Origin of the sequence: Chitinophaga sp. 22620 (assembly GCF_052044405.1) — a bacterium.
Lineage (GTDB): Bacteria > Bacteroidota > Bacteroidia > Chitinophagales > Chitinophagaceae > Chitinophaga.
Genome location: NZ_JBQEMV010000001.1, coordinates 1134268 through 1154038, shown reverse-complemented (window position 1 = coordinate 1154038; position 19771 = coordinate 1134268). Strand labels below are relative to the sequence as shown.

At 52.8% G+C, this 19771-nt stretch carries 23 protein-coding genes; 10 read left to right on the top strand and 13 right to left on the bottom strand.

All coding sequences use genetic code 11. From position 1 onward, the window contains the following. The first annotated feature begins 90 nt into the window (after nucleotides 1-90). The 3 genes from ACTJIK_RS04935 to ACTJIK_RS04925 all read left to right on the top strand — a co-directional run bounded on the left by ACTJIK_RS04935 (nucleotide 91) and on the right by ACTJIK_RS04925 (nucleotide 2889). Complete coding sequence (locus tag ACTJIK_RS04935; RefSeq protein WP_440645240.1) at nucleotides 91-957, top strand: ester cyclase; 867 nt, start codon at nucleotides 91-93, stop codon at nucleotides 955-957. A 406-nt stretch (nucleotides 958-1363) separates the two neighbouring features. Further along, nucleotides 1364-1921 (top strand): TetR/AcrR family transcriptional regulator, encoded by a 558-nt coding sequence (locus ACTJIK_RS04930; RefSeq protein ID WP_440645239.1) that lies wholly within the window; start codon nucleotides 1364-1366, stop codon nucleotides 1919-1921. Nucleotides 1922-2019: 98 nt separating this feature from the next. Then, nucleotides 2020-2889, top strand: coding sequence for an SDR family NAD(P)-dependent oxidoreductase (locus ACTJIK_RS04925; RefSeq protein ID WP_440645238.1), 870 nt, complete (start codon nucleotides 2020-2022; stop codon nucleotides 2887-2889). Between the two features lie 89 nt (nucleotides 2890-2978). On the opposite strand, the gene ACTJIK_RS04920 is transcribed toward ACTJIK_RS04925, so the two are convergent. Beyond that, complete coding sequence (locus ACTJIK_RS04920) at nucleotides 2979-3356, bottom strand: hypothetical protein (protein WP_440645237.1); 378 nt, start codon at nucleotides 3354-3356, stop codon at nucleotides 2979-2981. 154 nt (nucleotides 3357-3510) lie between these two features. Between ACTJIK_RS04920 and ACTJIK_RS04915 the strand changes: the two genes are divergently transcribed. Next, the gene (locus tag ACTJIK_RS04915; protein WP_440645236.1) at nucleotides 3511-4524 is read left to right on the top strand and encodes an AraC family transcriptional regulator ligand-binding domain-containing protein; all 1014 of its coding nucleotides are present in this window, start codon (nucleotides 3511-3513) and stop codon (nucleotides 4522-4524) included. On the opposite strand, the gene ACTJIK_RS04910 is transcribed toward ACTJIK_RS04915, so the two are convergent. From ACTJIK_RS04910 to ACTJIK_RS04885, 6 genes are all read right to left on the bottom strand, one after another. Next, on the bottom strand, nucleotides 4518-5027 hold the full coding sequence (locus ACTJIK_RS04910) for a DinB family protein (protein ID WP_440645235.1): 510 nt from the start codon (nucleotides 5025-5027) through the stop codon (nucleotides 4518-4520). The genes ACTJIK_RS04915 and ACTJIK_RS04910 overlap by 7 nt on opposite strands. Nucleotides 5028-5056: 29 nt before the next feature. Next, nucleotides 5057-6337 (bottom strand): MFS transporter, encoded by a 1281-nt coding sequence (locus ACTJIK_RS04905; protein ID WP_440645234.1) that lies wholly within the window; start codon nucleotides 6335-6337, stop codon nucleotides 5057-5059. Between the two features lie 84 nt (nucleotides 6338-6421). After that, nucleotides 6422-6619: a KTSC domain-containing protein gene (locus ACTJIK_RS04900; RefSeq protein ID WP_440645233.1), complete on the bottom strand. Its 198-nt coding sequence runs from the start codon at nucleotides 6617-6619 to the stop codon at nucleotides 6422-6424. Nucleotides 6620-6621: 2 nt separating this feature from the next. Continuing rightward, the gene (locus tag ACTJIK_RS04895) at nucleotides 6622-6807 is read right to left on the bottom strand and encodes a hypothetical protein (protein ID WP_440645232.1); all 186 of its coding nucleotides are present in this window, start codon (nucleotides 6805-6807) and stop codon (nucleotides 6622-6624) included. A gap of 358 nt (nucleotides 6808-7165) precedes the next feature. Then, complete coding sequence (locus tag ACTJIK_RS04890; RefSeq protein WP_440645231.1) at nucleotides 7166-7987, bottom strand: ion transporter; 822 nt, start codon at nucleotides 7985-7987, stop codon at nucleotides 7166-7168. A 173-nt stretch (nucleotides 7988-8160) separates the two neighbouring features. Next, a complete protein-coding gene (locus tag ACTJIK_RS04885; RefSeq protein ID WP_440645230.1) occupies nucleotides 8161-8433 on the bottom strand; it encodes a hypothetical protein in 273 nt (90 codons plus the stop codon). A 138-nt stretch (nucleotides 8434-8571) separates the two neighbouring features. On the opposite strand from ACTJIK_RS04885, the gene ACTJIK_RS04880 reads away from it, so the two are divergent. Both ACTJIK_RS04880 and ACTJIK_RS04875 read left to right on the top strand, forming a co-directional pair. After that, a complete protein-coding gene (locus ACTJIK_RS04880) occupies nucleotides 8572-9246 on the top strand; it encodes a FadR/GntR family transcriptional regulator (RefSeq protein WP_440645229.1) in 675 nt (224 codons plus the stop codon). 36 nt (nucleotides 9247-9282) lie between these two features. After that, on the top strand, nucleotides 9283-10515 hold the full coding sequence (locus ACTJIK_RS04875; RefSeq protein WP_440645228.1) for an MFS transporter: 1233 nt from the start codon (nucleotides 9283-9285) through the stop codon (nucleotides 10513-10515). A 157-nt stretch (nucleotides 10516-10672) separates the two neighbouring features. Here the strand turns inward: ACTJIK_RS04875 and ACTJIK_RS04870 are convergent, their stop codons facing one another. Continuing rightward, nucleotides 10673-11401 carry a DUF2490 domain-containing protein gene (locus ACTJIK_RS04870; protein WP_440645227.1) on the bottom strand — a complete coding sequence of 243 codons (729 nt, stop codon included), beginning with the start codon at nucleotides 11399-11401 and terminating at the stop codon, nucleotides 10673-10675. Between the two features lie 79 nt (nucleotides 11402-11480). Here ACTJIK_RS04870 and ACTJIK_RS04865 point away from each other — a divergent pair, with 79 nt between their 5' ends. Then, nucleotides 11481-12437, top strand: coding sequence for a YheT family hydrolase (locus tag ACTJIK_RS04865; RefSeq protein ID WP_440645226.1), 957 nt, complete (start codon nucleotides 11481-11483; stop codon nucleotides 12435-12437). Here ACTJIK_RS04865 and ACTJIK_RS04860 read toward each other — a convergent pair. From ACTJIK_RS04860 to ACTJIK_RS04850, 3 genes are read right to left on the bottom strand one after another with little or no spacing between them, the layout of a single operon-like run. Continuing rightward, entirely contained in the window at nucleotides 12432-13001 is a 570-nt protein-coding gene (locus ACTJIK_RS04860) for a ClpP family protease (protein ID WP_440645225.1), read from the bottom strand. The two genes, ACTJIK_RS04865 and ACTJIK_RS04860, sit on opposite strands and share 6 nt — an antisense overlap. Nucleotide 13002: 1 nt before the next feature. Further along, nucleotides 13003-13260 (bottom strand): hypothetical protein, encoded by a 258-nt coding sequence (locus tag ACTJIK_RS04855; RefSeq protein ID WP_440645224.1) that lies wholly within the window; start codon nucleotides 13258-13260, stop codon nucleotides 13003-13005. After that, the gene (locus tag ACTJIK_RS04850) at nucleotides 13241-13747 is read right to left on the bottom strand and encodes an RNA polymerase sigma factor (protein WP_440645223.1); all 507 of its coding nucleotides are present in this window, start codon (nucleotides 13745-13747) and stop codon (nucleotides 13241-13243) included. The genes ACTJIK_RS04855 and ACTJIK_RS04850 overlap by 20 nt, the downstream gene beginning before the upstream one ends. A 117-nt stretch (nucleotides 13748-13864) precedes the next feature. Here ACTJIK_RS04850 and ACTJIK_RS04845 point away from each other — a divergent pair, with 117 nt between their 5' ends. The 3 genes from ACTJIK_RS04845 (at nucleotide 13865) to ACTJIK_RS04835 (ending at nucleotide 17352) form a co-directional block, all read left to right on the top strand. Next, nucleotides 13865-14767, top strand: coding sequence for a helix-turn-helix domain-containing protein (locus tag ACTJIK_RS04845; RefSeq protein WP_440645222.1), 903 nt, complete (start codon nucleotides 13865-13867; stop codon nucleotides 14765-14767). Nucleotides 14768-14850: 83 nt separating this feature from the next. After that, complete coding sequence (locus tag ACTJIK_RS04840; RefSeq protein ID WP_440645221.1) at nucleotides 14851-15693, top strand: SDR family oxidoreductase; 843 nt, start codon at nucleotides 14851-14853, stop codon at nucleotides 15691-15693. A gap of 390 nt (nucleotides 15694-16083) precedes the next feature. Then, nucleotides 16084-17352, top strand: coding sequence for a DEAD/DEAH box helicase (locus ACTJIK_RS04835; RefSeq protein ID WP_440645220.1), 1269 nt, complete (start codon nucleotides 16084-16086; stop codon nucleotides 17350-17352). Nucleotides 17353-17420: 68 nt separating this feature from the next. Here ACTJIK_RS04835 and ACTJIK_RS04830 read toward each other — a convergent pair whose 3' ends face one another. Both ACTJIK_RS04830 and ACTJIK_RS04825 read right to left on the bottom strand, forming a co-directional pair. Continuing rightward, the gene (locus tag ACTJIK_RS04830; RefSeq protein WP_440645219.1) at nucleotides 17421-18836 is read right to left on the bottom strand and encodes a c-type cytochrome domain-containing protein; all 1416 of its coding nucleotides are present in this window, start codon (nucleotides 18834-18836) and stop codon (nucleotides 17421-17423) included. After that, nucleotides 18833-19768 carry a TIM barrel protein gene (locus tag ACTJIK_RS04825; protein WP_440645218.1) on the bottom strand — a complete coding sequence of 312 codons (936 nt, stop codon included), beginning with the start codon at nucleotides 19766-19768 and terminating at the stop codon, nucleotides 18833-18835. Before ACTJIK_RS04825 ends, ACTJIK_RS04830 begins: the two co-directional genes overlap by 4 nt. Nucleotides 19769-19771: the final 3 nt, after the last annotated feature.

The window sequence follows — 19771 nt, the reverse complement described above, 5'->3', positions numbered from 1 at the left end:
CCGTTCCGCATTTCTATCTCCTTCCGCAGATCAATGATTTTTTACAATTCCCGCTCCCGGCGCGGCGGTAGTTTTGTAAAAAATCACGCAATGAGAACCGTACACAACCGCCTCCTTTCCATCATGACCGTCCTGCTGATGCCTGCCGCAATGTTTGCGCAGGGAGGCCATTCCGTTTCATCACCGAGCAAAAACAAAGACCATATGAATATAGCGCACAACAAAGAAGTGATCCGCCGGCTGTATGAAGAATCGCTCAACAAGGCCAAACTGGATATTTTACATGAATTCGTTTCCGAAGACTATACCGGGCCGCGCGGTGAAAAAGGCCCTGCCGGTTTTGCATCGAACATAGCACCGCTGATCAAGGCTTTCCCGGGTATCAAATGGACGATCACAGAACTGGTGGGCGAGGGAGATAAAGTAATGATCAACTGGAAGTGGGAGGGTACGCACCAGGAGCAATACCTTCATATTCCCGCCACGCACATCAAAGTGGTCAATACCGCGCTGGCGGTATATGACCTGAAGGACGGGAAGATCATCGGCGCGCGCCTGCAAACAGACCGCCTGGGTTTCCTCCAGCAACTGAACATGCTGCCGCAGGACGTCACCCGGATCCCGGCGAAAGAAACCCGCCAGGCGCAGGTCCGCTTCATCGACAAATTCGTGATCCCCACCGCGGCCAGGGAGGAATTCATGAAAAGAACACAGATCAACCGGGAATTCATCAAAAAACTGCCCGGCTTTATTGAAGATGAGATGTACATCTCCACGGACGCGGACGGCAACACGCACTGCGTTACCGTTGCGGTATGGGAAAACGAAGAAGCGCTGCAAAAAGCAAAAGAAAAGGTGCAGGAATTTTACCGGGAAGACGGTTTTAATCCCGCGGAAATGTTAAAACGCCTCCATATTACCATGGACAGGGGCGTCTATTCCAAAATAGAAGAATAAGTCACCAAGCTGGCATAAGTCCGGGGCGTAGGCTTTGCGCGTGAGCTGACTTGTACCAGGGTAATACGCTGCTACGATATTCAAGTGCCGGAAATTATTGTGAAGAACAGGCAGTTGTAAAGGTTACGTTATTGAGGCAGGCGCCTACCCAGGGCACAAGTCCGCCCACCCAAAACCCGTTATTGCGAGCAGGGGCCAGGCGTAAAGGGCGACGAAGCAATCTCCCACGGTGGATTAAGGTGCCCCTGTGCCTGGAGATTGCTTCGTCGCGGCTCTGTACAAAACCCTCCACGCTCCTGATTTTCATAGCCTTCACAGCAGGTTCACCATAATCTGCCGGTTTTTTTTTGTTAAAAAACAGACAGACTTGTCTGTTTAATAAAAAAGTCCTTATCTTTGTGTCATCATGAAAGAGTCAAGCGTAAACGACAGGATACTGGAAACCGCTTCAAGGTTGTTTTACAACCAGGGGTACAACCTCACCGGCATCAACCAGATCATCGAGGAGGCCAGCATCGCGAAGGCTTCCCTATACAGTCATTACAGCTCTAAAACGGAGATCCTGCTGGCTTACCTGGACAGCTGGGCGGAAGATTTCGGCCAGCGGCTGGAATCGCATCTCAGGACCATCAAAGGCCCGAAGAACAAGCTGTTCGGCCTCTTTGAATTCCATATCGAAATGTACCGGCATTCCAACTACACCGGCTGCCCCCTGCTGAAGATCAAGGCGGAAGTGCCGCGCACTGAGACTGCGGTGTGGGAGCGCATTGAAAGGAACAAAAAGAACCTGCGGCAGGTCATCAAAAAGCTGGTGCAGGAAATAGACCACAAATCCGGCCTGTCTGACCAGGCGCTGGCCAACCTGGTCTACTACCTGCTGGAAGGCGCCACCGTAAGCGCCACCATCGCTTCCAGCGCGGACGATATTAAAAGCGCGCTGGATTCCCTTAAAAAGCTGATCTAAAATTTATCGCTGCGAAAGCAGATCAACATATATTTTTAAAAAGACAGACTTGTCTGTATGTTTCACAAAAAATTACACACCTTTTAACACGAAAAAAAATGAAAAAGATCATAGTAACCGGCAGCTCAAGCGGATTTGGCTTACAAACCGTTCAAACCCTGGCTGCAAAAGGGCATACCGTATACGCCACCATGCGTAACGTAAAAACAAAAAATGCAGACACCGCAAAGCAACTGCTGGACTGGGCTAAAGAAAACAAAGCGGACGTGAGAGTACTAGAGCTGGACGTTACCAGCGACCAGTCCGTACAGGAAGCCATCAGTCAGATCGCCGCTGAAACCGGCGGACAGATAGACGTGCTGATCAACAACGCGGGCAACCTGGTGGACGGTTTCATTGAAACGCTCAGCACCAAACAGCTTGAATGGCTCTTCCAGGTGCATGTATTTGGCGTGGACCGTATGAATAAAGCCGTGCTGCCTTACATGCATAAGCGGAACAGCGGTTTGCTGCTGGTGGTAACTTCGGGCCTGAGCCGCCTGCACCTGCCGTACCTGGGCTCTTACAGCGCTGCCAAAGCCGCTGCGGATACCCTGGCTGAAACCCTTCAATACGAATTGCAGGATACCGGCATCGATTCAGTGATCGTACAGCCGGGCGCTTATCCTACTACAGACCTGTTTAAAAACCGCGTGGAAGCGGACAATCCCGGTGCTGAAAAAGCTTACGGTGAATTTGCCGCGAAAGTGAAACAAGGCATTACCAATCTGTTCGCGCCCACCCCTCAAAATTCCGATTCAACAGAAGTAGCCCGGCTGATCGCGGAGATCGTGGATACGCCGGCCAAACAGCGTAAAACCTGGTTCCCCATCGGTTTAGGCGCAGGCCAGCCTGTTGTGGAATCTATTAACGAATCCATCGGCGGCCTCAGCCAGCATCTGCAATCCGCCCTGGGAATGAAGAACTGAGTGTGATAGTTGTGATACATAGATGAACGCCGGTTACGGCAGAAACAAAAAAGGGCCGCCTCTACAGGGCGGCCCTCTCAATAAAGGCCTTACGCTGCAATGGCCTGCAAACCTTTCTTCTGCAAATAGGCCATAGCCGCCACCCAAAGCGCCACACCCGCGGTAAGCAGGCTTCCCAGGCCGGAGATCACGGGAAAAAGAAAGATGAGCGCCACGGCGCTGGCCGCTACCCACAAAGTATCCAGCAGGATCACGAATTTCACCGCGCCGGGGTTCACCGGTTTTCCCTTACTGATCATAAATACCAGTGCGGCAAATAATGCGAGGAATGCGCCGGTAAAAATGAAAGGCGCCGTTTGCGTAACCCCGAATATCCCCGCAACAGGTTTGGCCAGGGCAATGAGCAATACGCCGGTAGCGCCTGAAGAAATAGCGTTGATCTGCATGGTGGTGGTTAAAGGTATCATGGTAATTGGTTTTAGTTTGTGTTTGAATTTGGTTTCATTTGTTGACACAAAACTACTGACCCCTCACCCTTCTGTTATTACCTTTATACGACAACCGGTTGTCATTTTACGACAACTCGGTGATCTGCATTATATCCTGCTTTATCTTTGGAGCATGGAAGATTTTCAGCGACAATTCATACTGGCCCTGCTGGGATATGCCGGCCAAAGGGATATAAAACCGCAGCGGCTTTGCGAGCTTTCCGGTGTTGATCACAAGGCTTTGCAGCGGCAGGGGAAATATCCTTTGAATGCTTTGCAGGTAAACGCTCTCTGGAAAAATGCAGCGTACCTGGCCAACGACCCGCTGTTCGGCCTGCATTTCGGTGAATCCATGCAGCTGGCTGCCTTGGGCGTGGTGGGGCAAATTATCCAGACCAGCAATACCGTAAGCGAGGCGCTTTCCAATGCCGGGGCTTTAACGCCGCTGCTGACGGACATCTTCAGGATGCAGGTGAACCACCACAAAAAGACATTCACGGTACAATTCAATGCGCATGAAAAAAGAGCCGCCTCGTCGCCGCATACCTTTAAGCACATGGCCGATTTCCTGGCAGTGTTCGTAGTGCATGAGCTGAACGGGCTGCTGCTGCAAAAGGTGGAACCGCTGTCCGTCCGGTTTCCCTACAGGGTGGAAGAAACCGCCGAATATGAAAGAGTGCTGCGCGGGTCGCTGAAGAAAAAAGCCGGAGAACTGGCTATAGAGCTGGATAATTCAATGCTGAACCTCTCCATCCTCACCGCTGATTACGAATTGCAAAGCTACCTGTTAAGCAAAGTGAATGGCCTGATGAAAGGCCCGGAAGGAAGCGGCACCCTCGAAACAAGGATCTACAACTATCTTCTTACCAATTCATACCTCTATTCGCTTTCGCTGGAGGCCGTGGCGGCGAATTTTAACATCAGTCCGCGGAACCTCCAGCGGAAGCTGAAAGAGGAAGGCGTTACATTCATCCAGATCGTGGAGGCTGTGCGGAAAACACTGGCGGAACATTACCTGCAATCCGGCTACGCCGTGAAAGACGTTGCGTACATATTGGGGTACAACGAACCGAGCGCATTCCTGAGAGCCTTCAAACGGTGGACGGGCACTACGCCCGCTGCCTACAAGGCGGCTAAGCCCTATTGATAACGCATCGGCGGATAGCCCAGCAGGCGGCGGAACAAGCCCAGCTGGCCAATACAATACGATTCACGGTCCAGGCAAAAAGTAAGCACGTCCAGCAGCTTCATGCCTTCGCTCATCCCGAACGGATCGGGGCCGTTCAGCTGGTCCATGGTGGCGTTGGCCAGTGCATGTCGCAGCAGCGGGGAGATCATGTTCCAGTCCTCGATATAGGAGGCCAGGGGCGGATACGTAACATCGTCCTTGATGCCCGCATAGTCTTTGAAAAGCTCGTTGGCCTGATCCTTTTTTTCCACGCCGAGGATATTCGCGATCTCAAAACGTTCATGCACCAGGCTGCCGGCCAGCCAGGCCGGGTGGTTGGCTTTCGTGCCGAGGCGATTATGCGCGTCTTTGTCTGTAAGACCTTCCAGCACATTGCCGTACAAACGGGTGTGCAGGTCGTACATGGCCAGTTGGGCGTTTAAGGTGCCCTGTTGAACCGGCGTAATGGTAAGCGTTTCCATATGCAATATTTTTTGTTGAACAATTCGGTTTATATCCGTACAAGTTTTGCGTAAGCCCTTGTGCGCATGGCGATCAGCGTGATGATGAGCCCCAGTACACCGGTTACGGAAAACAGTAAAGCAATGCCGCGGTCCATGCCCGTGCCGAACCACCATCCCAGCAGCTCCACGCCTTTACCGGTGGTCATGAACGGGATGAAAATATATTGTGCTATCGGCCCGATCATAAAAGCGGTCAAAGGCGAAGCAGCCTGCTCGATGCTTTGCGCAAACCCGAACACACGCCCCTGCCGGTCCTGCGGGATCACTTTCTGGATCACTGTTTGCTCCGCCGCTTCCACCACGGGTATCAGGCAGAGGAAGATGAACAGTCCGCCGGATAGTAAAAAGATGGAAGAATGGATGGTAAAGAAAATGCAGATCACCCACATGAGGATATTGGCGAGGAAAAGCGTGCGGATGGGGCTTTTGCCCAGCCCCGTCTTAGCTATCGTAAGCCCCCCGATGATGAACCCGAGACTGAGGATCGCCCAGAGCACGCCCCAGACGTGGGCGGACACGAGCGACAGTCCATATGCATCCATCAGCGACATAAATACGCCGCCGAGGAAGTTGTTGAATGTGTTGAAGAATATGAGACCGAAGAGGCCCGGGATCCCTTTGATCACCCGGATGGTGCCTTTGATGTCGATCTTCGTTTTATGCCCTTCCGCATGTACCACCTGTTGCTCCTCCACGCGGATGGTGAGCAGGTGGATGATGGCGATCACCGTAAGCCCAATGCCAAATACGAGCATCCAGAACACGCCCATGAAGCTGATCACGAACCCGCTGGGAATAGAGGCCAGCAGGAAAGCCGTGCCGTTGGCGCTCCCGATGAGCCCGTTCGCTTTATCCCTTGAATCTTCCTCCACCATAAATGTGACCATAGTGGGGAGCGCAATGTTGCGGATGTTGCCTGCCAGTACGCCGAACAGGCACAGCACGATAAACAGCCAGAGCTGAAAACTGTCCGGGTCTTTAAAAACCGCCGGAGGCGTGCTGACGTACACAATCCCTGCCAAAGTAAAAAGCACCAGCGTGAGGATACTCGAAAACAGCATAGCCGTCTTTTTCCGGTAACGGTCCACAATGCTGCCCAGGAAAAAACCGGATGCAGACACGGTGCCGATATAGATACCGGCCATGTAAGACGTGACCATCACCGATCTAGTTTCCAGGTACACCCAGAAGGTTACGGCGAACCAGACGAAGGTATTGGTCACCCCGGCCACAATTGCATTGATCAATATGGAATAGAAACTTTTCACATTACAATTTTACCCCTGAAATTTAACTTTCACGCTGGGGAAACACGACAATGTTTAGGGGTAATTGCGACAGCAGTTCACGTTTTACTTCAACATACGGAACGTAAACTTATCCTTGATGTACTCATTGAAGAACTGCCCTTTCGAAAAGGCTTCCTTCCATTTATAATATATTTCATGCGGAACGGAGAGATATTCATACACTTTCCCCGTTACGAATGTTACTTTCAGTACATGCGTTTGCGGATCGTAGTTAAAATGCCTGATAACAGTAGACGGCATGATCACTTGAATTCTTCCTGCTCACGATATGCCGTCTGGTCTTCCGCGTTCGGGTCATACGGCGGAATATTCCTGTTAATGAGTTTATCCGGCCCCTTGTCTCGGGTTTTGCGGAATTGGTGGAACATCAGGTAGACAAGTCCCAGCGCTACGACCGCAATGATCAGAATAATGAAACCTGAAGTCATAACAACTAACTTTTACCTGTAATACCCGGAATAATTGTGCCAGCCGGTATTCCCGCTTCCAGTACGGTCGTCATGAAAGCCAGTGGGTAATTATTTCCCCGCTTTCCGTAAAATATATTTCCATTTCCGGCGCCTTTCCGGCGCTGGATTGCAAAATGTAGAAAAATCGCGAAAAGCGGATCGGTTCGGGAAATGACGTAAATTAGATAAGCATTGTTAAAAACCTTGAACCATGAATAAATTCTGGAGAGCATTAATTGCCGGTTACGGAGCCAAAAAACTGGGCGGCGGCTGCCTTGGGACCATTGTTGTATTCGTCATCATCTACATGGCGCTCGGCCAGTGCAACTGATCTTCTTTATAGTTTTTCCCCGCAGAATTTACAGAAACGGGCATCCATATCGTGCCCTTCCTTTCCGCAGTTAGGGCAGGCGTTGTTTGCCCGGCCCTTGCTTTTATAGGCCTGCGCCATTTCGGTGGTTACGATGCCTGTAGGCACTGCAATGATGCCGTAGCCCAGCAGCATGATGAAGCTGGCAATGAACTTACCCAGCGGCGTGGCCGGCGCCACATCGCCGTATCCAACGGTGGTGATGGTCACAATGGCCCAGTAAACGGATTGCGGAATGCTGGTGAAGCCCGCGCTGTCGTCTTCCACCAGGTAAATAACCGAGCCCAGGATCACCACGCAGGTAAGCACAAAAAGAATGAAGATGCTGATCTTACGGAGGCTGTTGCCGATCGCGACGGAGAGGAAGCGCATTTCGGAGAGGAAATGCACGAGCCGGAATATCCTGAAAATACGGAGCAGCCGCAGCGCGCGGAGCACCAGCAGCGACTGGGCGCCTACGAAGAACACGCTGAGGTAGCTGGGAATGATGGCCAGCAGGTCTATAACACCAAGAAAGCTGAAGATGTATTTATGCGGCCTTCGGATACTGATGAGCCGCAGGATGTATTCAACTGTAAAAATGCCGGTGAAAACCCATTCCAGGATAAAGAAGATCCTGCCGAAGCGGGCGTTCAGCCCGTCCACACTGTCCAGCATCACCACCACGATGCTGGCCAGGATGAAGAACAGCAGCGCTACGTCGAAGGCTTTGCCTGCTTTGGTCTCGGATTCGTAGATGACGCTGTGCAGCTTTACCTGCCAGTCTTTCGCGCCGGTTTCTTTTGCCATGGCCGGGTTTGTAGGGGTGATGAAAAGCTGTTTCGGGGATTGTTCCGGATGCGGTTACACGAAACACCGCAGCAGTGAGCAATGCAGGGAGAAGCGACCCCTGGAATGCTTCTGCTATGCAGGTTCCCGGCTTATGTAGCATACAAACGCCCGGCAGTTCCGGGATTCAGGAATTATTCCTCCTCATCGTCGTCCTCTTCGTCCAGCCATTCCATGTAAGCGTAGTACCAGTCTTCCAGCTGATCCAGCAGCTCCTGCTTTTTTTCGGGCTCGCCATGAAAATATTCCTCCACATTATCGATCTCTTCCACGATATCGATATACGCCACCTCTTCATCTTCTTCTACGCGCTTCGCAAAAAAGCGGGGTCTTTCCGTATGAAAGATATATTCATTATCCGGGTCCGTTACGGGATCATCTGCAATCATGAACTTGGGTAGTGCCATTGGATAATATTTTTTTAATCAAACAACTAAATGGAAGTACAAAAGTATGGATTATCAGGATGCCAATTGCATACATTATCATAACAAATAATGTATTTGAAAAGCCGGAATTTATTACCTTTACAAACATCTGATGATATGATGACTACCAATATCACACCTCTGAAACGAAGGAACCTGGCAGATGAAGTGGCCGCCCGCCTGCAGGACCTGATCTGCTCCGGCCGGTATGAAATAGGCCAGCAGCTGCCTCCGGAACCCGAGCTCATGCAGCAGTTCGGCGTAGGCCGCTCCACCATCCGGGAGGCAGTGCGCCTGCTGGTGAATGGCGGCCTGGTGCGCGTGCAGCAGGGCCTGGGCACCTTCATCATGTCTAAACAGCCCATCGCGGAGCCGTTGTCTAAACGGCTGCACCGGGCTCAGTACCAGGATCTGAATGAAGTGCGGCTGTTGCTGGAAGTAAAGATCGCGGAGAAAGCGGCCATGCACAGAACGAAGGAAGATATCGCGCAGATGAAGGACTTCCTGAAGCAAAGGCATATGCACGCCAAAGCAAATAACGTGGAAGCCTGCATGCAGGCGGATATCAACTTCCACACCAGCATTGCGGTGGCGTCGCAGAACGAGATCATGGTGGACCTGTACAAGACAATTTCCACCCATCTCCTGCAGTCGTTTATGGACCGGTTTGAGGATACCAAAGCATTCCTCGACTCCCAGGGTCTCCACAAGTCGCTGCTGGAAGCGATCATAGACAAAAACCCGTCGCAGGCGCTGCTCTGGGCCACCCGGATCAGCACCCACAGTAAATAATTTTTTTGACCGTAAACATCTGATGATCTGACAACAATGGAAACTGTACTGGAAGGAGAAGAAAAAAAAACAGCGCAGCAGGTAGCTGAAAAGACCGTATTCTCCGTATTGATCGCCCTGAGCTTCACACACCTGCTGAACGACACCATCCAATCGCTGATACCGGCTATTTACCCGATGGTGAAGGATTCCCTGCACCTCAGCTTTTCGCAGGTAGGCCTTATTACATTAACCTTCCAGCTGTCTGCCTCTATTTTGCAGCCGCTGGTAGGCTTGTATACGGACAAAAAGCCGCAGCCCTATTCCCTGGCCATCGGCATGGGCTTCACTTTGCTGGGGCTGGTCTGCCTGGCCTTTGCGCACAGCTTTGCCATCGTACTGGTGTCTGTAGGGCTGGTGGGCGTTGGTTCCGCCGTATTCCATCCCGAAGCTTCCCGCCTGGCTTATATGGCTTCCGGCGGCAGGCATGGCATGGCGCAATCGCTCTTCCAGGTGGGCGGCAATACGGGCAGCTCGCTGGGACCTTTGCTGGCAGCGGCCATCATCGTGCCTTTCGGACAATATTCCATCGCATGGTTCAGCGTGATCGCATTGCTGGCCATTGTTGTAATGCTCCGCATCAGCCGCTGGTACCTGGGCAACACGCACCGCATTAAACCGAAGAAACAGGCGGTGCAGCGGGAAACGATCAGGCTGTCGAAAGGCAAAGTGACCTTTGCGCTGTTCATCCTCATGGTGCTGATCTTTTCCAAGTACTTCTACATGGCCAGCCTTACCAGCTATTATACTTTTTACCTGATGGATAAATTCCAGGTGTCTGTGCAGAACGCGCAGGTATACCTGTTCATCTTCCTGTTCGCCATCGCGGCCGGTACGTTCATCGGCGGGCCGGTGGGCGACCGCATCGGCAGGAAATACGTGATCTGGATCTCGATCCTCGGCGTGGCGCCCTTCGCGCTGCTGATGCCGCACGTAAACCTGTTCTGGACGGTGATCCTGAGCGTGTTCATCGGCGTGATACTTTCCTCGGCCTTTTCCGCTATTCTCGTGTATGCGCAGGAACTGGTACCGGGAAAAGTGGGGATGATCGCCGGGCTGTTCTTCGGTTTCGCGTTTGGTATGGCCGGCGTCGGCTCTGCGTTGCTGGGCGAGCTGGCAGACAGGACGAGCATCAACTACGTTTACCAGGTTTGCGCTTACCTGCCGCTGATCGGGTTGTTAACAGGGTTGCTGCCGAATATTGAAGGGAAGAAAAAACAAGCTGCGTAATAGAGATTAGTGTCCAGGAGCCGCGACGAAGCAATCTCCCGATGCAGGAGTACATCACTGCAATGAAGAGATTGCTTCGTCACCCCTCCCGCTTTAGCCGCGCTGTTCCTCGCAATGACGGGCTTCGCCGGTCGGCGGTTTCTTCCTGTTCACAGCTTTACAACCGCAGATAAGCCGCCAGCTGCAAAACATGCGCGTTGATAAAATTATCGTTGCGCTGGGTCACATATTGATTAAGATACCCTGCTTCAAGATCGAACCTGGGGCTGAAGCGGTACCCCATGGCAACGTACGCCCTGTTCTGGTCGAAGGTTTTGCCATTTACTGCGCTCTTATCCCCGAAATTGAGGAAAACTTCGTTCTGCACTGCCCCGAACATTCCTTTTGAGAAAGATTTTTGTCCGCTGAACGGGATGATGCCGCGCAGGAAATAGCGGAAACGCTGAGCGCTGTTATGCCCGTCTTTTGCCCATTTGTCCGCCGCGGGATCGTACACTATATTGCCGAGGAAACGCTGCTCCACCCTGAAGCGGTGCTGCAGGGGAACGAACGCCACGGGATGGTTGATAATGAATTGCTCCCAGATGCGGTGCTCCGTGAAATGGCCCACCTGTTGAAAACGGTTGCTCACCATGGCATAACCCGCCGTCAGTATCATATTCTTGCGCACATGGTAGTTAATGCCCGGCCGTACAATGACCGTCTGGATATTTTCCCATTTGTCGCCGGAGCGCGCCTGCACATCCAGGTGGATGCTGAACTTCGAAGAAGGTATTTTGATCGTGTTGAAAGACGCCACCCAACCCGTAAACTGCGGATTTTGCTGGGCTTTCAGCGCTGTTGCCGAAAAAAACAACAGCGTTGCGGTAAAAATTATCTGCCTCATGCGGCTAAAAATAAGACAGGGCAATGATTTATTCAAATCAGCAATTAGGTTAACTTTGTAGTTAAACATATATCTGAACATGCCGGTATCAAAACCAGACTATACAGCGCCCGCTCTTCTCAGGAACCGGCACCTGCTCACGATCTTCCCTTCGCTGTTCAGGAAGATTCAGCCGGCGCGATATACACGTATCCGCATTCCCACGGCAGATAACGATTTCATAGACCTGGACTTCAGCAAAACAGGCAGCAGGAAACTGGTGATCATCCTTCATGGCCTGGAAGGCAATTCCAAAAGGCAATATGTAACCGGCATGGTGCATATTTTCAACGAAGGCGGGTACGACACCGTTTCCATGAACTTCCGCGGATGCAGCGGCGAAATCAACAACGCGCTCCGCTTCTACCACAGCGGCGAGACCGGTGATCTGCAGACAGTGATAGAGTATGTTCAGAAAGATTATGAGAGCCTCCATATCATAGGGTTTTCGCTGGGCGGGAGCGTAACGCTGAAGTACATCGGCGAGCAGGGCGCTTCCATTCCCGCATCTATTAAATCCGCCGTAGGTATTTCGGTGCCGCTGGACCTGAAAGACAGCTCCTCTGAACTGGAGAAACGCCACAATGTCATCTACATGAAACGTTTCATCCGCTCGCTCGGAGAAAAACTGCAGACCAAGGCGCATAAATATCCCGAAAAAATATCGCTGAGCGGGTTCAGCTCCATCCGCAACTTCCGCCAGTTCGACGACCGGTATACCGCTCCCATTCACGGTTTCAAGGATGCGGAGGAATACTGGGCAAAGAACAGTTCCAAACAATTCCTTCCCCGTATCGTTATTCCCACGCTGATCATTAATGCGCTGGACGATCCGTTCCTGGGCGAAGGCAGCTATCCCTACGCCGAAGCGGAAGCCAACCCCAACCTTCATCTCGAAACCCCTGCAACCGGCGGCCACGTTGGCTTTGTGACCTTTTCAGGAAAACATTACTGGTCGGAGCGGAGAGCGTTCCAGTTCATTCACGACCATTCATGACCCCAGCACTTCGTCTACCAGGCCATAGGCCCTGGCTTCCTGGGCGGTCATAAACTTATCCCGCCGGTACATCTCTTCGATCTCCTGCACATCGTGGCCCGAATTATTCCCGATGATCCTGAACACCTGCGTTTGCAGCCTTTCCTGTTCCTGGTAAGCAATGCGCACATCTTCCGTATAACCTTTGGCGCCGCCGCCGGTGGGGTGCATGTGTACGGTTGCATGAGGCAGGGCATAGCGCTGGCCTTTGGTGCCGCAGGTAAGCAGCACCGTGCCCATGCTGCCCGTGAAACCCACAGAAACCGTACTGATGGGTGATTTGCAGATGCGCATCGTGTCGTAAATGGCCATGCCAGCGTATACGCTGCCGCCGGGGCTGTGGATGTAGAGCCTGATCGGGTAATGGTTTTCGCTGTCTAAATATAGCAGCTGCGCCACTACCAGGTTGGCGAGGTGCTCGTCTATGGCTGTGCCGATGAAAATGATCCTTTCCTTCAGCAACAGGCTGTAAATATCGTACGCGCTCCGCGTGGAGCCGTCCAGAACGGTGGGTATGAGCGTCATGTCAGTAAAAAATGGAGTGGATGGTTTTGGCGAAGGAGGGATCCTGCACCAGTTGCTCGTATATAGCGGAGAGTTTTTCCCGCTGCCGGTCGCGCGCAGCCTGGCGGACGAGGCGCAGGGCCTGCCGCTGCTCTTCCACGGCGGCCTGGAGCGCAGGACTGGCCAGCATCCTGGCTTCGAAGAAGCGTTTTTCCTGCGCCGGCATTTCCTTCAGCAGGTAACGTTCGGCCTCCTGAATGTCAAGCAAAGGTTTCCGCATGGCTGGTGGTTTTTGAGAAGGATCTGCGCACTTTTTCCAGGCATTTGTATTTCTGCACGGTGGCGGAATGCGGGCTGCTGTATTCGAATGTTTCCGCTATTTCCTGCATGTTCATGTTATCATAATAAAACGCCTGGAGCAGCTGCAGGCATTTCGCCCCCGCGATCTTCAGCTGTTCCAGCAGTGGCGCTTCTTCCGGTTGAGTGTAAAAATCTTCAGGGATGGACATATAATGCGCCAGGTAATCCAGCGTTTCAGTTTTCCCCTGCTGCCGGTTGCCTTTGAGCCACAATATCTTCGTAATGCCCACCAGGTAAGCTACAGGAGAGGAATCTACCTGCAAATGCCCACTCCGGCTCTTTTCCAGGTAAATGATCATGGCGTCGTGAAACAGGTCCCTGGCCGTTTCAAGGTCGCCGCCCAGCCGGCGGACGGCCCGCGCGGCATGAGGAAAAGCTTCCCGGTATAATGTTGTAATCTGGTCCATGACGAATGGGTTTTATCATATAGTGCCCCAAAAAGCCGAAATATCACCCTTGCCTTCAAAAATTAATCAAAAAAACCGTGAATTTTGCTTTCCGCCCTTCTTCGTAAATTTGAGTATATGGAAAAGATACAGTCCCTTGAAGAATTCTACCGTGCCAAACAACTCACCATGCCTGCGGACATCGGTAAGGAAGTTGGCCATTTCAACGTGTTCAACGCGGAAGAATTTGTGGGCCACCATGCCAAACCCCTGCCTTACAGCCGTAAGGATTTTTATAAAGTGGCCCTCGTGAGCGGGCGCAACCGCTACTTTTTCGCCGATAAGACCATCGATGTGGAAGAGCATGCCCTGATGTTCGCCAACCCGCAGGTACCCTACCAGTGCGAGCCTTTGAGTGAAGAACAGTCCGGCTACTTCTGCATTTTCACCGATGCGTTCTTCCACCACTTCAATGCCACAAGGCTCACGGAATTCCCTTTATTCAGGCCCGGCGGCCAGCCCGTCGTGTTCCTGCCGCCTTCGCAGGTGCAGCCGGTAAAGGATCTGTTTGAAAAGATGCTGGGGGAGATCCATTCAGATTACACCTATAAATACGACCTGCTGCGCAACTACACTATGGAGCTGATCCACATGGGCATGAAACTGCAGCCCATCGCCCTGTCTCCCGCGCATTCCAACGCGGCCAACCGCATCTCTTCCCTGTTTTCGGACCTGCTGGAAAGGCAATTCCCGATAGAGTCGCCCATGCAGCAGGTGAATCTGCGGACGGCTATCGATTTTGCCTCGCAATTGTCCGTGCACGTCAATCATCTGAACAAAGCGCTGAAAGACGCCACCGGGAAGTCTACCTCCGAGCTGATCGCAGACCGGCTGGTGCAGGAAGCGAAGGCCCTGCTGAAGCATACGGACTGGAATGTTTCCGAGATCGGTTATTGCCTGGGATTCCAGGAGCCGGCGCATTTCAATAACTTTTTCAAGAAAAAGACGCAGCTTACCCCCCGTACTTTCCGGGCCGCTTGATTTTTACAATTTTTGGTTTGATATCATTAACAGCCGTGGTTCACTGCCGGTGTAGCTTTGTGTCAACAAAACAAACACACACCATGGAACAACAAAAAGTATGGTATATCACAGGCGCCTCACAGGGTTTTGGCCTGGTAATGGTAAAAAAACTCCTGGCTTCCGGCGCCCGTGTGGCAGCCACTTCCCGTAAACTGGATGCATTAAAGGAAGCAGTTGGCAACGATTCCCCGAACTTCCTTCCCCTGGCCGTAAATCTTTCCGATGAGGGTAGCGTGAACAATTCCATCCGCAGCACGATCTCCGCCTTTGGCCGGATAGACGTAGTGGTGAATAATGCAGGATATGGACTGGTAGGCGGTTTGGAAGAACTGAGCGATAAGGAGGTAAGGGATAATTTTGAAGTGAACGTATTCGGCGCGCTGAACGTGATCCGCAACGTGATGCCCGTTTTCCGCAACCAGAAAGAAGGTTTTGTTTTTAACATTTCCTCCATCGGCGGCTTCACTGGCGCGTTTCCCGGCTTCGGCAGCTATTGCGCCACCAAATTTGCGCTGGAAGGGCTTACGGAGTCCCTTTCCGAAGAAGCGAAACCTTTCGGCGTGAAAGCGGTGATCGTTAGCCCGGGTTATTTCCGCACCAACTTCCTTTCCTCCGGTTCATTGGCCGTACCTGCCAACCCCATTGCGGATTACGCCAATATCCGTGAAGTGCAGGCCGCCCACCAGCACAATATAGACGGCAACCAGGCCGGCGATCCTGAAAAGGCGGTAGACGTGATCATTGCCGTAAGCAAGTCAGACAACCCGCCGCTGCATCTTTTCCTGGGCCCCGATGCTTACCAGCTGGCCAAACAAAAGATATCCGCCGTGGAAGAGGATATGCTGGGCTGGCAGGCGCTGGCCACTTCCACCAATTTTAACTGACAAAACTAAGCACGCGGGGCCCGCATCTCCGCCGGCCCCCGCGTGTTTAACCCGTACCTCCCCCGGGTCAAAGCCTACTCAACCCCGTGTATGAAGGCACTTTAATAGTACTTTAATACGTGTCCGTATCACAAGTGATACCGGTATGTATCACAATTGATACCGCATATCACAGGTAATACCGCCATTCCAGGATTTAACGTTTCCCTGTATGTTATTCGCTTGTTTTTCCCTATCTTTGCCCCATTCTTATATCCCCTCTTTGCAGAAAAGGTACATTCCCTCCGCAGTTAGGTTCACTTAAAATGATGTGTGGATATACAATCTAGCCATCCTTCCCTTCTATAAGCCAGGATTGTTAGCATCGTTTTAAACTTAAATCAAAACATATTGTCATTCGAGAATTTAAGTCTCATTGCGCCGATACTGCGTGCGCTTGAAACACAAGGCTATACTACGCCTACACCTATCCAGACCCAGGCAATCCCGGTTGTGCTGGCGCAGAAAGACCTGCTGGCCTGTGCGCAGACCGGCACCGGGAAAACCGCCGCATTTGCCATTCCCATCCTGCAATTATTGTATAAAGAAAAGCAGGCAGCCACTACGCCGGACAGGCATATCAAAACGCTGATCCTGACCCCTACCCGTGAGCTGGCTATCCAGATCGCGGAGAACATCAGGGACTATGGCGCCCATACCGGCATCAAGCACCTCGTGATATTCGGCGGCGTTTCCGCCCATACCCAGATACAGGCGCTGAAGCAGGGTACAGATATCCTGGTGGCCACGCCCGGCAGGCTGCTGGACCTCTGGCAGCAGGGCCACATCAACCTGCGTTACATCCGCCAGTTTGTGCTGGATGAGGCAGACCGTATGCTGGACATGGGTTTTATCCATGATGTAAAAAGGGTTATTACCAAGCTGCCGGAAAAAAGGCAGACGCTGTTCTTCTCGGCCACTATGCCTACGGAGATCGCGGGCCTGGCTAATTCCATCCTTACCAATCCCGAGAAAGTGGCCGTAACACCGGTTTCTTCCACGGCGGAAAAAGTGGAGCAGCAATTATATTACGTGGATAAAGGTTCCAAACGTTCCTTGCTGATCCATGTACTGAGAGATCCTTCCATCGTGAGCGCGCTCGTATTTACCCGCACCAAACACGGGGCGGACAGGGTAGCGAAAGAACTCAGCAAAGCGGGTGTAATGGCCAGCGCCATCCATGGCGATAAGTCACAGAACTCGCGCCAGCGCGCTTTGACAGACTTCAAAGCAGGCCGTGTACGCGTGCTGGTAGCCACCGATATCGCCGCGCGCGGTATTGATGTGGACAACCTGAGCCATGTGATCAACTACGAAATTCCCAATGTGCCGGAAACTTACGTTCACCGCATTGGCCGTACCGGCCGCGGCGGCGCTAGCGGCATTGCCCTTTCTTTCTGTGAAGCGGAAGAAAGGCCGTATGTAAAAGATATCACCAAGCTGATCGGGCAGGCCATACCGGTTGTGAGCGGGCATCCTTTCCCCGCCGGCGAAACGCCGGCAGAGAAACCGACGCCGGTGGTGCAGATGCGCCAGTCTTCCAGCCAGCAGGTGCAGGGCAAGAAGAACAATCACAACAAACGCAAGTGGCACGGCAGGCCGCAGCAGAAGCAAGGCTGATCATAAAATTGAAAAGGGCCGCCGGGGATAATTCCTGGCGGCCCTTTTTTTATGCCTTCGTTTTCTGTCTATGTTTTCTTTTTCCTGTACACCAGCGTATCCGTTACCAGCACAGGCATGTGGTAGCCGCCGGTATCGATGGCGGTTTCGGGCATGGTTTTCTGCAGCTGTGCAAGCCCGGCAGGTGTGACGGCGGTTTTGTAGAGGAAAAGCTCCTTCAGCTCCGCGTTCTTTTGCAGGTACAATATGCCTTTGTCCGTTACTTTGGTGCCCACGAGGTTCAGGTATTTCAGCTGTTTGCAGTTGGCAAGATGCGCCACTCCTGCGTCTGTCACCGGCGTATTTTCGAGGTAGAGGCGTGTAAGCCCGGGCAGCTGGGCAATTACCTGCAGCGCGCTGTCGCCGGTCTGGGTGTTGGATAATTTCAGCCAGACGATCTGCTGCTTCAAAGGCAGCAACAACGCCGCCTCTTTATTGCCAAAGCCGGGAGCGTTCACGGCGCTGACCATCACGAAACCGTTCTCATCCGCCACCGGCATCACTTTCACACCTATTTTGTCCAGCGCGGCCACGTCTTTGACGGACGCTTCCTTCGCTTCTTCCTTCGGCATAAAAGGATGTTCTTCCGAACCGCCGGAAGGTTTCATGCCATCGAACACCAGCTGGATCCTGGGCGTTTGATGGAGCTGCTTCACCGTCGCGTCCGGCGACGCGCCCTGTTCAATCCACCAGTATAAAATTTCAAGCTGCTGCGGAGTGAGCTGGGGCTTGCCTTTGGGAGGCATGCGTTTGTCGTCCGCTTCCGGGAGCACGAGCCTTTTGTAAAGTTCGCTGGCTTCGGGCACACTGTCTTTTATCACCGGCCCGTTTTCGCCGCCTTTGCGGATGTGGTCCATCCCATCCAGGCGGAGGCCGCCTTTCAGCTTGGCTTCGTTGTGGCAGGAATAACATTTCTGTTCCAGGATGGGCCGCACCAGCTGATCGTATACCTTCGCTTCGGCCAGGTTGGTTATGACCGGGGCCGCATCTGCGGCGGATGTGCCGCCGAACGGAAGATGCGCGGTAAGGTAATCTTCCCCGTGGGTGAGGTTACCGCCCAGGTGCCCCGCCGCGGAAAGCAGCACGATCATCACGAAAGACGCCGGCAGCCATGCTTTCCGGTAAAGTGAATATCTTCTTAAGATGCAAAGCAGCACAGACACTACGGCCACGCTGATGCCCAGCCACATGTGCAGGTTAAGCGCGGCTTCTTCGTAACCTCCCGCGGTGGAAAGCAGCCAGCCCGCTATGCAGGCGGCAACCGCAGAAACGGCGCCGAACACGAGCACAGGCAGCACAGCAGCGCCAACAACGGCCAGGCGTCGGTTCTTGCTCATCACTTCGAGCACAAAAGCGATGATCAGCATGCCTATCGGCAAATGCACCAGTAATGGATGGAAACGCCCGATGAACAGGCTCCAGTTCCCCTGCAATAATGTCGTCATCCCCCGTATCTCGCTTTTAGTAAGTTCTTCATGTGTACGTTAATGTCCCATTGGTTGGCCACGGGCTGCCGGGTATAAGGCAAAGCGGGCATATAGTCCGCCGGGCCGAATTCCGTCAGCATCGTCATCACTTCGCCTTTGGCGCGTTTTATTTTCGCCACTTCGTCCCACCACGCAAAATGCGCCTTCACGGTATTCTCCCATTCCGGCGCCCGCGGATCGTTCACCTGCGGGCCTTCGGGGTGGCCTATCCTGGCGTGGACATGGCCGGTCCTTTCCAGCGCCTTGGCCACGGTATCCGCCTGGTCCTGCAGGAGCGATTCGTGCACGTTGCACCAGTGGGAGATATCCAGCGTAAGCCGCAGCTCTGGTTTGGCTTCAATGAATTTCCGCGTGATATGAGCTGCGAACAGCATCCTGGAACGGTGCGTTTCGTGGCACACGGGGATGCCGGTGCTTTTGGAAATACGCACCGTCATATCGATCAGCCTGCTGTTCTCTTCAAATGAAAAATAATCTTTCCCGGAATGGCAGTTGATATACAACGGGCGCTGGCGCTGCTGGCTGGTAGCGGCTGTTACGGCCTTTTCGAATGCGTCGGCGTGCTTCGTATAATCGGCGCCGTTGCCACCGCAGAGAAAACCGACTTCAAGGCCGTGTTTCTTCAGCGCGGCAAACAGTTCGTCCTGCGCTTCGGCGGTAGTGGGCCACCATGTTTCGATGCCATCGTACCCGGCCTCCTTTGTGCGGCGGCAAAGCTCGTCGCGGTTGCCGGCAAACCCCCAGTCCGTTTGCAGCACTACCAGCTTAAAACCGGCGGCAGCAGGCGTTTTGAGAGCGGGCTCCTGCGCTTCGGCGGGTATTCCAGGTATGAGGGATGCAGCGCTGAGGGCTGCGGAGTGTTTTAAAAAATTCCTTCTGTTCAGAGACATAAT

What these genes read in the sequence shown, in the direction of transcription:
- ACTJIK_RS04920 (WP_440645237.1), bottom strand. Translation starts at nt 3,356, where the DNA reads ATGATACCTTTAACCACCACCATGCAGATCAACGCTATTTCTTCAGGC.
- ACTJIK_RS04875 (WP_440645228.1), top strand. Translation starts at nt 9,283, where the DNA reads ATGGAAACTGTACTGGAAGGAGAAGAAAAAAAAACAGCGCAGCAGGTA.
- ACTJIK_RS04895 (WP_440645232.1), bottom strand. Translation starts at nt 6,807, where the DNA reads ATGACTTCAGGTTTCATTATTCTGATCATTGCGGTCGTAGCGCTGGGA.
- ACTJIK_RS04870 (WP_440645227.1), bottom strand. Translation starts at nt 11,401, where the DNA reads ATGAGGCAGATAATTTTTACCGCAACGCTGTTGTTTTTTTCGGCAACA.
- ACTJIK_RS04825 (WP_440645218.1), bottom strand. Translation starts at nt 19,768, where the DNA reads ATGTCTCTGAACAGAAGGAATTTTTTAAAACACTCCGCAGCCCTCAGC.
- ACTJIK_RS04855 (WP_440645224.1), bottom strand. Translation starts at nt 13,260, where the DNA reads ATGCGGAAACCTTTGCTTGACATTCAGGAGGCCGAACGTTACCTGCTG.
- ACTJIK_RS04840 (WP_440645221.1), top strand. Translation starts at nt 14,851, where the DNA reads ATGGAACAACAAAAAGTATGGTATATCACAGGCGCCTCACAGGGTTTT.
- ACTJIK_RS04865 (WP_440645226.1), top strand. Translation starts at nt 11,481, where the DNA reads ATGCCGGTATCAAAACCAGACTATACAGCGCCCGCTCTTCTCAGGAAC.
- ACTJIK_RS04830 (WP_440645219.1), bottom strand. Translation starts at nt 18,836, where the DNA reads ATGACGACATTATTGCAGGGGAACTGGAGCCTGTTCATCGGGCGTTTC.
- ACTJIK_RS04880 (WP_440645229.1), top strand. Translation starts at nt 8,572, where the DNA reads ATGATGACTACCAATATCACACCTCTGAAACGAAGGAACCTGGCAGAT.
- ACTJIK_RS04890 (WP_440645231.1), bottom strand. Translation starts at nt 7,987, where the DNA reads ATGGCAAAAGAAACCGGCGCGAAAGACTGGCAGGTAAAGCTGCACAGC.
- ACTJIK_RS04885 (WP_440645230.1), bottom strand. Translation starts at nt 8,433, where the DNA reads ATGGCACTACCCAAGTTCATGATTGCAGATGATCCCGTAACGGACCCG.
- ACTJIK_RS04860 (WP_440645225.1), bottom strand. Translation starts at nt 13,001, where the DNA reads ATGACGCTCATACCCACCGTTCTGGACGGCTCCACGCGGAGCGCGTAC.
- ACTJIK_RS04850 (WP_440645223.1), bottom strand. Translation starts at nt 13,747, where the DNA reads ATGGACCAGATTACAACATTATACCGGGAAGCTTTTCCTCATGCCGCG.
- ACTJIK_RS04915 (WP_440645236.1), top strand. Translation starts at nt 3,511, where the DNA reads ATGGAAGATTTTCAGCGACAATTCATACTGGCCCTGCTGGGATATGCC.
- ACTJIK_RS04935 (WP_440645240.1), top strand. Translation starts at nt 91, where the DNA reads ATGAGAACCGTACACAACCGCCTCCTTTCCATCATGACCGTCCTGCTG.
- ACTJIK_RS04910 (WP_440645235.1), bottom strand. Translation starts at nt 5,027, where the DNA reads ATGGAAACGCTTACCATTACGCCGGTTCAACAGGGCACCTTAAACGCC.
- ACTJIK_RS04845 (WP_440645222.1), top strand. Translation starts at nt 13,865, where the DNA reads ATGGAAAAGATACAGTCCCTTGAAGAATTCTACCGTGCCAAACAACTC.
- ACTJIK_RS04900 (WP_440645233.1), bottom strand. Translation starts at nt 6,619, where the DNA reads ATGCCGTCTACTGTTATCAGGCATTTTAACTACGATCCGCAAACGCAT.
- ACTJIK_RS04925 (WP_440645238.1), top strand. Translation starts at nt 2,020, where the DNA reads ATGAAAAAGATCATAGTAACCGGCAGCTCAAGCGGATTTGGCTTACAA.
- ACTJIK_RS04930 (WP_440645239.1), top strand. Translation starts at nt 1,364, where the DNA reads ATGAAAGAGTCAAGCGTAAACGACAGGATACTGGAAACCGCTTCAAGG.